The organism is Cognataquiflexum rubidum, from assembly GCF_022538115.1.
Taxonomy (GTDB): domain Bacteria; phylum Bacteroidota; class Bacteroidia; order Cytophagales; family Cyclobacteriaceae; genus Cognataquiflexum; species Cognataquiflexum rubidum.
On sequence record NZ_JAKZAL010000001.1, the window covers coordinates 205,387 to 218,578 of the forward strand.

13 protein-coding genes are annotated in these 13,192 nt (G+C 37.0%); 3 read left to right on the forward strand and 10 right to left on the reverse strand.

Annotation, left to right across the window (positions count from 1 at the left end; genetic code table 11):
- Position 1: 1 nt before the first annotated feature.
- A complete protein-coding gene (locus tag MMU05_RS00845; protein ID WP_241139791.1) occupies positions 2–1,378 on the forward strand; it encodes a putative oxidoreductase C-terminal domain-containing protein in 1,377 nt (458 codons plus the stop codon).
- A 152-nt stretch (positions 1,379–1,530) separates the two neighbouring features.
- Here MMU05_RS00845 and MMU05_RS00850 read toward each other — a convergent pair whose 3' ends face one another.
- The 10 genes from MMU05_RS00850 to MMU05_RS00895 form a co-directional block, all read right to left on the reverse strand.
- Complete coding sequence (locus MMU05_RS00850; RefSeq protein WP_241139792.1) at positions 1,531–3,030, reverse strand: hypothetical protein; 1,500 nt, start codon at positions 3,028–3,030, stop codon at positions 1,531–1,533.
- Positions 3,027–3,692, reverse strand: a complete 666-nt coding sequence (locus MMU05_RS00855; protein ID WP_241139793.1) for a hypothetical protein — start codon at positions 3,690–3,692, stop codon at positions 3,027–3,029. Before MMU05_RS00855 ends, MMU05_RS00850 begins: the two co-directional genes overlap by 4 nt.
- A gap of 19 nt (positions 3,693–3,711) precedes the next feature.
- Positions 3,712–4,452 carry a hypothetical protein gene (locus MMU05_RS00860; RefSeq protein WP_241139794.1) on the reverse strand — a complete coding sequence of 247 codons (741 nt, stop codon included), beginning with the start codon at positions 4,450–4,452 and terminating at the stop codon, positions 3,712–3,714.
- 107 nt (positions 4,453–4,559) lie between these two features.
- Positions 4,560–5,306 (reverse strand): LytR/AlgR family response regulator transcription factor, encoded by a 747-nt coding sequence (locus MMU05_RS00865; protein ID WP_241139795.1) that lies wholly within the window; start codon positions 5,304–5,306, stop codon positions 4,560–4,562.
- A gap of 5 nt (positions 5,307–5,311) precedes the next feature.
- A complete protein-coding gene (locus MMU05_RS00870) occupies positions 5,312–6,064 on the reverse strand; it encodes a sensor histidine kinase (RefSeq protein ID WP_241139796.1) in 753 nt (250 codons plus the stop codon).
- Between the two features lie 197 nt (positions 6,065–6,261).
- Entirely contained in the window at positions 6,262–6,723 is a 462-nt protein-coding gene (locus MMU05_RS00875; RefSeq protein ID WP_241139797.1) for a hypothetical protein, read from the reverse strand.
- A gap of 82 nt (positions 6,724–6,805) precedes the next feature.
- Complete coding sequence (locus MMU05_RS00880; RefSeq protein ID WP_241139798.1) at positions 6,806–7,591, reverse strand: pepsin/retropepsin-like aspartic protease family protein; 786 nt, start codon at positions 7,589–7,591, stop codon at positions 6,806–6,808.
- Positions 7,592–8,000: 409 nt separating this feature from the next.
- The gene (locus MMU05_RS00885) at positions 8,001–8,663 is read right to left on the reverse strand and encodes a YiiX/YebB-like N1pC/P60 family cysteine hydrolase (protein WP_241139799.1); all 663 of its coding nucleotides are present in this window, start codon (positions 8,661–8,663) and stop codon (positions 8,001–8,003) included.
- Between the two features lie 236 nt (positions 8,664–8,899).
- A complete protein-coding gene (locus tag MMU05_RS00890) occupies positions 8,900–9,187 on the reverse strand; it encodes a hypothetical protein (RefSeq protein WP_241139800.1) in 288 nt (95 codons plus the stop codon).
- A 12-nt stretch (positions 9,188–9,199) separates the two neighbouring features.
- Positions 9,200–10,906, reverse strand: a complete 1,707-nt coding sequence (locus MMU05_RS00895) for a PHP domain-containing protein (RefSeq protein WP_336246819.1) — start codon at positions 10,904–10,906, stop codon at positions 9,200–9,202.
- Between the two features lie 103 nt (positions 10,907–11,009).
- Between MMU05_RS00895 and MMU05_RS00900 the strand changes: the two genes are divergently transcribed.
- Both MMU05_RS00900 and MMU05_RS00905 read left to right on the forward strand, forming a co-directional pair.
- Positions 11,010–11,417, forward strand: coding sequence for an EVE domain-containing protein (locus tag MMU05_RS00900; protein ID WP_241139801.1), 408 nt, complete (start codon positions 11,010–11,012; stop codon positions 11,415–11,417).
- Entirely contained in the window at positions 11,414–13,060 is a 1,647-nt protein-coding gene (locus MMU05_RS00905; protein ID WP_241139802.1) for a transcriptional regulator, read from the forward strand. The genes MMU05_RS00900 and MMU05_RS00905 overlap by 4 nt, the downstream gene beginning before the upstream one ends.
- The last annotated feature ends 132 nt before the right edge of the window (positions 13,061–13,192 follow it).

The following is a 13,192-nucleotide window of genomic DNA, read 5'->3' on the forward strand; positions in this document are numbered from 1 at the left end:
GATGAAAAAGCGTTTTCTCACTATTCCATTCTTGGCTTTTTTGATTTTCTTCCAATACTGCAGTGCTCCAAATAATGAAAAAATGGAACTTTCGGATAAAGGCAAAGTAACTATCATGAGTCTTGACCCGGGGCATTTCCATGCAGGGCTCATCCACAAGACCATGTACCTTCAGGTTGATTCGACTGTGTATGTCTTTGCACCTGAAGGGGCAGAATTGGACGATTACATCAAGAGGATCGCAGGCTATAACTCACGTGAAGAATCCCCGACAGCATGGAACATTGAAGTGGAAAAAGGGGGTGATTTTTTAGTAAAAATGATTTCCAAAAAGCCGGGCAACGTGATGGTAGTCGCCGGAAAGAATGACCAAAAAATCGACTACATCAGCGCTGCCATTGCCAATGGAATCCATGTCTATGCTGATAAGCCTCTCGTCATCAATCAGGAAGGTTTTCAGAAATTGGTGAGAACATTTGAAGCAGCTTTAGAAAAAAATCTGCTTCTGTTTGACATCATGACCGAGAGGTTTGAGATCGCTTCTTTACTTCAGCGGGAGCTTTCGATGTTGCCTGCGGTTTTTGGAGAATTGGAAAACGGAACCTTGGAAAACCCGGCCATCACCAAAGAAAGCGTCCACCACTTTTTCAAGTATGTTTCAGGCAATCCTTTGGTACGTCCTGATTGGTTTTTCGATGTAAGCAAAGAAGGGGAAGGCATAGTCGATGTGACCACCCATTTGGTGGATCTAATCCAATGGGAGGCTTTTCCTGAGGTCATCTTGGACACCACCGATGTGCAGATGTTGACTGCCAAGAGATGGCCCACTTCCCTGACTTTGGATAAATTCAGCAAAGTCACAGGCAAAACTGAGTTTCCTGAGTTCTTGAAAAAGAACCTGAAAAATGGAAATCTTGAAGTTTTTTGCAATGGAGAGATGAATTACACACTCAAAGGAAAACATGCAAAAGTCAGTGTAATCTGGAATTTCGAAGCTCCTGAAGGTGCCGGAGATACGCATTTCAGCATGATGCGGGGTACCAAAGCAAATCTCATTATCCGGCAAGGAAAAGAAGAAAACTTCAAACCGACTTTGTATGTGGCACTCTTACAAGGTCAAGACCAAGTACTCGGAAATACGATCGCCTCAACCCTTCAAGCCAAATACCCCGGGCTTGGACTCCAAAAACAAAAAAACGGAGAATACCTGATTCTCATTCCTGACAGCTACCATATCGGGCATGAAGCGCATTTTGGGCAGGTCACGGGGAAGTTTTTAGAATATTATAAATCAGGAAAAATGCCCGATTGGGAAGTTCCCAATATGATTGTGAAGTATTATACTACAACGAAAGCGCTGGAGGTGGCGAAGGAGTGATGTTTTTGGTTTAGGTTATTCCTATCACCAAATCAACCTTTTGTTTACAAAACCAAATCCTCCCAATCCCAAACTAGGAATTCTATTATTCAGAGCTGCAAGGGTTTGAGTTCCCTAGGAAATCCAATTTCTTTCAGCCAATGAATTTTCCATCAAAACCGAAAGAAATATCCTACAGCTCCAAATAAATCAAAACCTAATTTAGAAACAGTAATTTGGGTTGGTGGGTCATTAAATGTTTGGTTTGGATCTTTGTAGATATCACTTAATTTATCAACATGGCCACCTGCTATTCCAACATCGAATACCAAAGAGTTTTTTAATCCCAAACTTGCGCCAATTCCAACTAATATTCGTGGTCGAACCTTCTCAGTAAAGGAAATACCTAGTCCTAATGACCCATGGATACCGAATTTATCACTTATTTTTTCCCCCATCTTCGCCAAAATAGCAGTTCCTACTTCATAATTGTTCCCATCCTCCTCAATTAACCTATATGAAATATCTCCAACTTCTGAAATTTCTTGTTTTACAGAAAAATTTTGGTCACTTAAACCACTAAAATAAAAGGAGGAGCTAACTCCGGAATAAGGAGTTTGTTGAATAGGAAATACAAAAGAAGTGGAATATGAATTCAATTTATATAATGGATCTCTTGGAGAAATTGAAACTGTTACTTTACTTTTTTCTCCCAAATATTGGATTGGCATGGAATAAAATTCATTAGAATTAAGGTTTTCAATAAATGTCAAAGCAACCATCATTTTTTCCCAATTTTCATCCGAGACTAATTTTTTCGCATTTTTATAAGAATCATCGAGCTTTGTCTTGTTAGCAAAAACCAATTCTTTATTTTTGCCCAATACATCAAATTTCCATTTTAAGTCAGCATATACAATTTTTTCTTTATCGTTAAGATTATCCACATTAATGGAATTAAATATCCCAGTTAAGGTATTTTCTACTCTCAAATAATTCTCTAATTCAGATTTTGTTGTATAAGTTGTCCAAGATGTATTCAAAATATTTACGATATTTTCGAATTCCTTCAAAGAATTTGAAGTGATATCCTTTAATTCTTCCTTTGCAATTCTTGATTTTATGAATGATTGTTTAATTAATAAATATTTTTTTTCAATCTCTAAAACATTAGTATTTAAACCTTTGTTTGATTCGAATAATACTTTGTTTAATTTTTCTAAATTCTCGTTTGCCAAAACTATATTTTTTTTAATATTATCCAATTTGTGTTCTATTTCTTTTCTTATTTCTAGGCTTTCAAGATCGGCCTTCTCTTTTGCATCTTTTTTGGGATCCTCAACTTCAGTTATCTTAGGAGGAACATAAAAATTAATTGTTGCCAATGCCGCAACTATGGATTCCAAATTAAAATCCGGTATTGTGGGCAATTTCAAGGCTTCGGTGGGAAGCGTGTCTTTCTGGTTGACGGAAACCATATAATTTACCTGGTTGATGCCTGTTACCTTGATTACATAATACTCACCAACCTTCAAATCTTTGTGATTTTTCACTTGACCTAATTCTATGGTTTTTTCGGGTTTTGAAAAATCAATTGTTATGATTTTTGGGTTTTGGCCATAGGCAAATCCTGTAGACAGAAAAAGGAGAAGAACAATTTGTAGCTTTTTCATAAGCTTGTTTTTGGTTTTAAGTATTCTGAAGAATAAAGTATAAACTGAATTGAACCAATGGTAAAAAAGCAACACTTGATAATATTGACTATGTGCCTAAGGAAGTACACCTGGCCCGCAATCTTGGTTGGCATCAACATATCAATAAAGAAGCTACCAAAAGAATAGAAGAAGATACCTGATAGAAACCAAAACCATGGAGATTGTAAAATTTTATCGTTTTTTTCTGCCAATCCCAATAATGCTATTGCAGACACAAATGAATAAATAATAAATATTACAGCGGAAAATAAAGAAGTGTTATTTATATATGTTTTAAGACTACCTGTAAATAAAGTTGAGATTGTCAGTAGTGCTATTACAGTTAAGAGAAAATAAAACCAATGCATTTTTTTTTCCTTATTTTTAATATCGACAAATTCGGAAGACAAGCCAACTATCAATATGGTTTGGATATATTGATAAAATAAGTGTATTGTGTAGTACCATCTGTCACCATTGTCTGTAAGCGGTGTGAATACTCCTATAACATCCATTAAACCTGACATCAAAAAAACAATCCATATTTTGAAATTTTTAGATTCAGATCCGATTAGTTTTAAGGCAAGAATACTTGTTGGAATCCAAATTAGACCAATTGATAGTTTATGTATTGTCTCCATGCCATGTGTTTGTTAATACTTATTGTGTAGGTGGTTTTCTTGGAGGCTTTGATTCATTCTCCATTCTATACTTGAATTTCCCTTGTCCATTTTCAATTATTCTTCCGTCATGATCACGTCCCATCAGAACCAATCGTAGCCCATGGGGATCTAATGCCGAGCTATATCCAAAATGATAAGATATATAAACTAATTTGGGATCGGTTAAAAAATCTATCAAATAAGATTTACCATTTTCGTCACTATCAGCTTTGCACATAAATGCAAAACTTACTTTAGATATATTTTTACCTTTATTAAAACCTAAAAAATCTTTCTGTAATATTTCGATTTTAGCGGAATTTTCAATTTTATCAGGAAAGTTTGGCTTTATGACATCAACCTTAAATTCTTCTTCATTTTGAAATGGAATCCATTTCAAGGGCCCAAATTCAGTTATAATATTGTTTGATAATATTATTTCTGAGTCTTCAGGTTTATAACTTTCTATTATGTCTTCCTCGTAATCAAAGGGAGTTATTTTTTTCTCGGCGGCTAATAAATATTTTTTTGTTTCATTTTCAAAAGAATACCAAAACATTATTCCTACAAAATTCGGATCATTAGCCCATTCCTTAAATTTAGCAGCGGCATATACACCTCCTAAGATCCCATTGAAAAGTTCATTATATTTTGCGTCTTTAAATCCTTCAAAATACTGTTGCGCAACCTGCATTTCTATTGGACCCGACTTAAGTGCTTTTCTCTTAGATTTTCCCATCTTATTAAATATTTATTTTTATGAAATTCGAAATTCTGGTCCAATTGTTCTAATTAAAATTAGAATTCGGTAGATTTCACCAAGAATTCGGTCAAATTCTTTAATGATTACTTGTTTTTAATATATCTCATGAATTCATCTTTTTTTCGTCTTGACACATCCACCACCGACCCATCACTTAACTTAACTTGTCCACCTTCCCCTTTATAATATTCAAGTAAGTAATCGGTATTTATGAGATGTGAATTATGAACCCGGAAAAACCGATAATCCTCCAACATTTCTTCGACATCCTTGAGCGTTTTAGAGACTAGAATTTTTCTTTTGTCAATGGTGAAAAAAGTGGTATAAGTGTTATCCGACTCACATCGGATGATATCAGATATTTTTATAAAAATATATCCATGAAGCGTCGGTAATGCAATCTTAACCTGTTCTTTTTGAACACTCAAATTCTTCAATAATAAATCTACCTTTTCATTTTTGCTTTCCTTTTTTGATAAAAACCGGTTAATGGCTTTCTCTAAATCCGTAGGATCTATGGGTTTTAGAAGATAATCAATGGCCGCTAGCTTAAATGCTTTAACTGCAAATTCTTCAAATGAAGTTGTAAATATTATCTCAAATGGAATTTCTGATAATTTTGATAACCAGTCAAAAGACGTAAATGGAGGAAGCATCACATCGGAGAAAACCAAATCGATTTCCATTTTATTTGAAATTAAAGCAGCTTGCTCGATGTTGCTTGCCAGACCACATAGTTTCAGATTTTGGTAAGGAGCGAGCAATTGGACCATTGTAGTTTGATCCGATAGTTCATCCTCCACAATCAATACATTAAAGAAATCTTTCATGGCTTTTATTCTTCTTCAAAGGGTATGACAAGATTAACATGGGTTCCGTTGTTTTTATTTATAGTGAAGGAAGCTTCGACTCCTGGAAGAGTATTTAACTGGGCAAACCGACCCTCCATCAAATGGAGCCCCATGCTACTTTTTTTTACAAATTTGCTTAGGTCTGAAGAAGATTTACTTGATGTACCATCTCCATTATCAGATATTTGAATTTCTAAATGGCTTTTATTAGTCTTTGCTATTTCCAATTTTATTTCCCCATTTTCATTTATGCCATGCCATATTGCATTTTCCAAAAATGGCTGAATCAACATCGGGGGGATAAAGATTGAATCAAGTTTCTGTGAATCTTTCCAATTAATAAAGAACGAAAAATCATTTTTTCTTCTCAATTGCTCTAATTCCAAGTATGTTCTATTTGATTCAATTTCTTCTTCAAGACTGACCCATTTTTTAGAACTACTCTCAAGAACATACCTAATCAGTTTCGAAAATTTAATTAAAAAATTACTTGCCTGTGAAGTTTCCTGATTCAAAATAAAATGGTGAATAGAATTTAGACTATTAAAAATAAAATGAGGATTTATTTGTGCTTTAAGTGCAATAAGCTCTCCCTCTGCCTTATCAAGCTTTAATTCAGTTTCTTTTCTCTTAAATTCTGATTCTCGCTTAGATCTATAAACAACAAATATGATAAATGAAAAAGCTATAATTACAGGTAATAAACCTACCAAAACAGTTATTTGTACTTCAGTCATTTTCTCCAAATATATTAGGTATATCCCATCAAGAATTTATGCAAAATAATAAAAAGCTTATTTCTGATGATAATGAACACAAATCCTAATATATTAAAGTAATTTCATATTTCAATCCAATTTTAAAAACAAAATAAAAGTCTTTTGAAATATTCAAAAGACTTTTATTATTCTGTATTTACTTATGTAAATTTATTTTAATCTTGTACATGGGTCCATACTTGAGATTTTCCACCTGACAATCTACCTTGTTGGGTTTTTATTATTTGATTGTTTTTAACCACCCTAAGTGTAAAGTCAGAGCTTGCAGGGCTTCCACTACATGATTCATAATATTCAACCCAGTATCTGTAGGTTCCAGATGGTGCACTTCCGGCATACCAGAAGATATTTTCATTCCCCCCGTTTGCACAATCACCACAGAGGCAGTCTACATCTAATTGGCCATTGTTTGAAAAGGGATTTAGCCAAGAAATTATACTTCCATCAGGAGTTTGAACATAGATGTCAAGATCAACTTCATTGTGATTTGAGAATTGAAGATTGAACCTAGGGTCTCCATCTTGACCCACGAGTTGGTCAGTTTCTGGTTCGGGTTCTGGAATACATCCAATGAACAAAACTGAAAGCATTAGGCAGGAAATAATTGACTTTTTCATAATTTGAAAGTTTAATTAAGGTTAAAATTTATTTAGGTTATTTATTTGATTTAATTGAGGAAATCGCGTTTGAAGATGGTTATCACCAACTAAAACTAATTCCTATATTATTCATATTTCCATTCGAGTAGGAGTAGGTTATTCCAAACTTATCACCAAAATTATAGTCAGTTCCGATTTTCCATATGAAACCTCCGGAGTAATAGATTCCACCGTCTTCAGGAAATTGCACCACCATATCGTATCCTGGTTGAAAAAATGGGAAAAAGCCACGATTAATCTTTTTATCGTTTCCCAAAACTTTATTTACAGGTAAATAGCCTGAAAGGTAAAGTCTTAAGGATGAGAATGTGTAGTCGATATCTTTGGATGGTATATGAGTCCAAGCCCCTAACCCGAAATTCAAATAATCGATTACTCTAAATTCAAAGTCATATCCTAAAGAACTATATCCGGCTGAATTGAAACCATAGGCAATACGGTTCGGCTGATATGCTAATTCTGGTATTTTTTCTTTATTTTCATTTTTCGGATCTACTTTGGGAGAATAGGAATTACTTGTTGTTTGATTGTTTGGGGTAGTTGAGGGAATTACTGTTGAGCCATTAGGAATTAATTGGACTTGTTGACTTTGCATAAATTCAATATTTCCATCTTCATAAATAATTTTGACTACCTGATTCTTTTCAATACTTCGATTGGGACCATTTAAGTAATCCCAGGATTTGTAGAAGATTTTAGTCTCGGATACTTCGACCACTTTGCAAGCGATTGTGGTATTGTCAGTTTTTTGTAAAATGTCTTGACAAAATGAGACATGAAGGCTGCAAAAAAATGCACCTATCATAAGTTTGATTTTGGTTTTCATTTCGATTGAGATTAGATGTTTATAATTTTCGAAATAAAGGTCTCTTTAAAAATGAAAGTGTAGAACCATCAAATAGAAAGTGGTATTCCTAAAGTAGACTCTGGATTCTTTTGATGAGAATTTGAAAAAAATACTGATCTTGATTTAAGGAATTAATTGGAGTCAGCTTTGCGCTTCGAGAAAAAATATTAAAAATGGATTATTAACTTTTTATTCATTCCTAAAACTTACTCACTTTCTTTTTTCACGTAACTTGAAGGCGATATAAATATAATGGTGAAGGGATAGGGTAATTGCCTCAGACCATTTATCCCATTTTTTATTGCTCATAGGAATCAAAATAAACTCGGGAATCATTTTAAAGCACACCTTAAAGAAAATACCCAGTTATTTGAAGCTTAACTTAAAATCAAATCTGATCAATATCAGGAATTTCCATCATCTCCAAAATAGGTTCCAAAGACATTCCCCCCGGATTCAAACCAGATTTTCCTTCGGGAACTGGAATCCCCAATTCCAGAAAATAGGTTTCCCAAATCGGAAATAATTCACCTGTGTCAGGATCATTGTAGGTCATGGGTTTGGGTTGGAAAAGATTCGAACCTCCATTTGCGGCTTTGAAGGCAAAGTGAATCAATTCAGAACAGTAGTACGCCTCATTGTCAAAATCAAAAGCCGAATCATAGGGTTTTCCAAGATGCTTTTTAGCTTCTGAAATAGCTTCCGGAATCAAATGTTGGAATTCGGATTTTAAACGTCCTACCATCACTTTTGGCTTTCCATTTTCATCGAGGTGCCTGTTGAGGAATTCCTGCAAGGGTGTTTTGCTAACTCCTTTTCCGATCGCCTCAAGTACAAACCACCCGCCATTTTCCTGTATCAGCAAGCCATTGTGCGAAAACTCAATGCCCTGATATCCCTCAGTTACTTTCCGGATGGCTTCACAGAAATCCCCACAATCCCCGTCTTGAAACAGGATATCGCCTTCCTGCCAGGAGAATTCTTTTTGGTTACATGAAAAACCCAGCATCATTAATATCATTGAAAAAAATATGGAATTCAAAGTTTTCATTGATTTACGGTATCTTGATATACTATGAAACCTTGTTTTGAGTGTAAACTTTTCCAAAGTTCGGAATGGATGTTTTCAGATTCCATTGGTCTTGTACAAACTTTGGAAAAGCTTTTCACAATTCAACTTCTTACCTAAACAACCTGATATTTATTTATCAAAATCTTCAATACAATAAGTCTTGGATTGATTATGAACGAACTGCCGTGGACTGTCGACTATGGACTGTGAAACCACTATATCACCATTATAAAAAACACCAAAGCCACTCCAAGAACCAAAATCATTTTTTTGGCTTTGTCCTTGGACTGTTCTGATATTTTCCTTTTTCGCAATACCATGATGGCGATACTCAACCCAAAAAACTGCAACAACAAGCCTACTCCGCTGAGCGGTCCCATCGGGGCATTCAAAAATTGAAAGTACCCATTGAAAAGCGGCACCAAACAAATCACAATGCCTGCTACCCCAAAAATGAAAGAACGCTGCAACAGCAGGTTCTCATCCTTATCAAACCACTTCATCCTTCTTATCTTTTATTTGATTTTACTTTTTCTGTCTTGAAAATATTTCCCGATTTCATCGGCTGACATGGCATTGAAGGTCATGTCTTTGGTCAATCCGCCTTTTCTTCCCGCGATCACACCGTACTTCATATCTGCATAGCCTTCCATTTCGTGGGCATCGGGGTTGATGGCTAGCTTCACCCCTTTGTCCATGGCATAGTTGACCCATCTCCAATCCAAGTCCAATCTCCAAGGATTGGCATTGATTTCGATGGCGACATTGTGGATTGCACAGGCATCGATGATGGCTTTGTGGTCGATGGGGTAGCCTTCTCTTCGCAACAATAACCTTCCCGTAGGATGTCCCAAAATGGTGGTGTAAGGATTCATAATTGCATTGAGCAATCTTGCTGTGGCTTTTTTTCTGTCCATTCCCAAGTTGGAGTGGATGGAAGAAACAATGAAATCAAAGCTCGCCAACACTTCCTCAGGATAATCCAAACTCCCATCTGTGAGGATATCACTCTCAATTCCTTTGAAGATCCGGAAGGGCGCCAACTCCTTGTTCAACTGATCGATCTCTTGCTGTTGCTTCTGCACTTTTTCGATTTCCAAACCTCCCGCATAGAAGGCCGTGCGGCTGTGGTCAGAGATTCCCAGATATTCAAAACCCAATTCCTTACAATATTCGGCCATCTGTCTCAAAGTATGCTTGCCGTCGCTGTAAGTAGAGTGGTTGTGCAAAATCCCTTTCAGGTCTTTGTCCTCAAGCAATTGGGGAATTTTCCCGGCCTTGGCCAGATCGAATTCCAGATATCCTTCCCGCAGTTCTTCGGGAATCCATGGTAATCCTGCTTTTTCGAAAAATGCTGACTCGGAAGCAATCGGGGTATTTTCCCGAAGTAATTCTATCATTGTTTTTTCTCCCTCTATGGGATACAACAAGTGGGATTTAGCACCTGTCCTCACTATTTTTTCTTCCACAAAGTGCGATGGCTTCGCAAAATGAATGAGCAAATTGATTTCAGGCTCGGTCATTTTTCCCGTCCATTTAAAAGGACTGGAGGATTTTTTATTATGTTCAAGATTATCCAAACCGGAAAACCTGGCAACCGTATCGGCGTGGTCCTCGGTGGCGACAAGCCATTCTACCCTTTCAATTATTTCCGCTTTCCGGGCAAATTCCCCCACTGTCACAACTCCCTTAACCCCGGTAAGTCCTCCGATTATGTTACCAAAATCAGCCATTATCCCTTCTATGTCGGCATAAAGCCATTTCCCTTGATTGGCTTCCCTAAACTCAAGTGAAGCAAGGATGCTTTCCTGCGTTTTTTCTCCAAATCCTTTTGCCTTTGCCACCTGACCGGATTGACAGGCTTCAAGCAATTCGTGGGTAGAGGTGATGTTCAGGTCTTCCCAAAGTGCTTTCACTTTTTTTGGGCCAAGGCCTTTGATCTCCAAAATTTCCAAAATCCCTGAAGGTGTTTTTGCCAAAAGCTCCTCCAAATAGGGATGCATTCCGGTGGTCGCAAGAGAAAAAACAAATTCAGCGATACTTTTGCCCATACCTGCTTCAGCCTGCAATTGCTCTACAGACTTATTGATGACTGAAATGTCATTCCTGTCAATGTTGTTGAGCGCAGATTGGTAGTTTCTGATCTTAAAAGAGTTTTCATCATGCAGTTCCATCAGTTGGATGCTGCGTTTGAGAAGGCGAAGGATTGATTTTTGGTCCAAAATCTTGAAAATGTTTGTTCCTGAGATAGACAAATGTCATCAATAATTGTTTCAAAATAAAATGTTAAGCCTTAACTTGACACATGTAAAACTGAACCCAAATATGAATTACTGGCTAGTCAAATCAGAACCGAGTGAATATGGATGGGAGGACCTTTTCTCCAAAGGAGAAGATATTTGGGACGGAATCCGTAACTACCAGGCGCGCAATTTTTTGAAAGAAATGAAAACCGGTGATTTGGTACTCTTTTACCACAGTGGCAAAAACAAAGAAATTGTCGGGGTGGCCAAGGTATCAGAAGAAGCATTTCCTGATCTGGAAGAAGGCGAGGACAAAGGCTGGGTGGCTGTGAAAATAAAACCACATCAAAAATTGAAAAATCCCGTAACATTATATCAAATCAAATCGGATGACTTATTGTCTACTTTGCATTTGGTCAAGCAATCGAGACTTTCGACCATGCCGGTAGAAAAAATACAATTTGACCATATCATCAAACTAGGTTCATGAAAAAACCGGCTCTAATACTTCTTCTTTCGGTCACATTGGTATTTTCTGCCTTTTCACAACTGATGTATGTGGACAGATTTGAGGTTCCGAGCATTTTTACGGAAAAAAACTTCATTGTCATTCCGAGACAAGGTGGCTTGATAGCCTTTCGCGTTCAACCTGAAAAAGGATTGACACTGAAATCAAGTCTCCAATATTTTTTGACTGATGTCAATCTCCAATCGGATAGTTTCAAAGAAATCAGAGTGAAGGATGGATATGAGCTGACAGGATACGACCTAGAGGGGGAATTCCTATACATCCTGATGCAAAAAGGTACAGTGGCGACTTCTGACAGGTATCTCATAGAAATAGACCTGAAAAGCGAGGTCGCAAAAGAAATCCCTCTTGAAAATATCTATGCCATGGAACTTCAGGAGTTTTTTGTTCTCAATAGAAGCGCGATTTTCATGGGGACGGTTGACGTGAGGCCAATCGTTCAGATTTATGATATCGCAGACAATAATCTCATCACGGTGCAGGGAATATATTTCAAAGACACCAAAATCCTCCAACTGAAAAAAGAAAGTGAATTTGGCGTTTTGGATTTGTTGGTCAGCAGGAGGGATAAATACAAAATGAAGCAGATTTCCCTGATGACTTTTGATGACAATGGAAATAAAATCCGTGAAGTGGTCATCGACAAACTCAAAGACCAAGACCTCGAACTCGTAGAAGGCATCCTCACTCCGATTCAAAATTACCAACAGTCCATCATCGGTACTTTCGGAAACCGAAAGAGAGAATCCTATCAGGGAATCTACCTTGCAGATGTGAATGAATTTGGAGAATACAATATAAAATACCTGACGTTGGAAAATTTTCCCAGTTTTTTCAATTATATGAAAGAAAAACAAAAGGAGAAAAAGCTTCAGGAACTTGAAAAGTATTTTGCGAAAGGAAAAACCCCTTCGATCAAGCCTGTTTTTTCTGCAAGGGAAGTCATCACACTTAATCAGGGATATTTGGTATACAGTGACCATTTTTTGGCTACCAATGCCCGCTATACCCCAAGAGATGGGGTTTATGCCAATGAATCTTACCGGTACAGTCCCAACAGACTGATGATGGACCAGGTGGGATACGGAGATGGGCGGTACGCCAACAGCTTTCCGGGTTCAAGGTATGGCACCTCTACATCCTGGCAGGAACTAGGTGAATACGAGTTTGTATCCTCCTATTTCCTTTATTTGAATCGCGATGGTGAAGTTATTTGGGACGGCGCCCTAGACCTTCTCCATAAATCCACCAGTGTACCCAGCAAATATGGTGAGGTAAGTTTTGATGGAGAAAAAATCCATTATATGTACTTGGACGGCAACCAGATGTATATGAGTTATATCAAAAATGGCGAGGTGATTTTCCAAAACCAATCTTTTGAAATTGAATTGATGGATGAAAATGAAAGGTTGAGAGAAACCCAGGACGGCAGTCTTTCCCTTAGCCATTGGATGGACAATTATTTTTTGTTGACCGGCAAGCAGAAAATCCGGTTTATGAATGCTGAAAACAAGGAGGAGATCAAAGAGGTTTTTTTCCTGACAAGGATCAAAGTAGACGGAGACCTGTATGTGCCTGAGGAGGAAGACTTGGGTGAGAAATGAGATTTGGAGGAATAATTTGGCATTTGCAGTTTTTGCCGTAAGCATTTGCAGTTTTCAGTGGGCAGTCTCCATCCTTCGGAATTCAAAAATCCCCAACTTGTGATAGGTTTTACACTAACCAATTAAAACTAG

Coding starts and splice junctions, on each gene's coding strand:
- MMU05_RS00845 (WP_241139791.1), top strand. CDS start 2: ATGAAAAAGCGTTTTCTCACTATTCCATTCTTGGCTTTTTTGATTTTC.
- MMU05_RS00850 (WP_241139792.1), bottom strand. CDS start 3,030: ATGAAAAAGCTACAAATTGTTCTTCTCCTTTTTCTGTCTACAGGATTT.
- MMU05_RS00855 (WP_241139793.1), bottom strand. CDS start 3,692: ATGGAGACAATACATAAACTATCAATTGGTCTAATTTGGATTCCAACA.
- MMU05_RS00860 (WP_241139794.1), bottom strand. CDS start 4,452: ATGGGAAAATCTAAGAGAAAAGCACTTAAGTCGGGTCCAATAGAAATG.
- MMU05_RS00865 (WP_241139795.1), bottom strand. CDS start 5,306: ATGAAAGATTTCTTTAATGTATTGATTGTGGAGGATGAACTATCGGAT.
- MMU05_RS00870 (WP_241139796.1), bottom strand. CDS start 6,064: ATGACTGAAGTACAAATAACTGTTTTGGTAGGTTTATTACCTGTAATT.
- MMU05_RS00875 (WP_241139797.1), bottom strand. CDS start 6,723: ATGAAAAAGTCAATTATTTCCTGCCTAATGCTTTCAGTTTTGTTCATT.
- MMU05_RS00880 (WP_241139798.1), bottom strand. CDS start 7,591: ATGAAAACCAAAATCAAACTTATGATAGGTGCATTTTTTTGCAGCCTT.
- MMU05_RS00885 (WP_241139799.1), bottom strand. CDS start 8,663: ATGAAAACTTTGAATTCCATATTTTTTTCAATGATATTAATGATGCTG.
- MMU05_RS00890 (WP_241139800.1), bottom strand. CDS start 9,187: ATGAAGTGGTTTGATAAGGATGAGAACCTGCTGTTGCAGCGTTCTTTC.
- MMU05_RS00900 (WP_241139801.1), top strand. CDS start 11,010: ATGAATTACTGGCTAGTCAAATCAGAACCGAGTGAATATGGATGGGAG.
- MMU05_RS00905 (WP_241139802.1), top strand. CDS start 11,414: ATGAAAAAACCGGCTCTAATACTTCTTCTTTCGGTCACATTGGTATTT.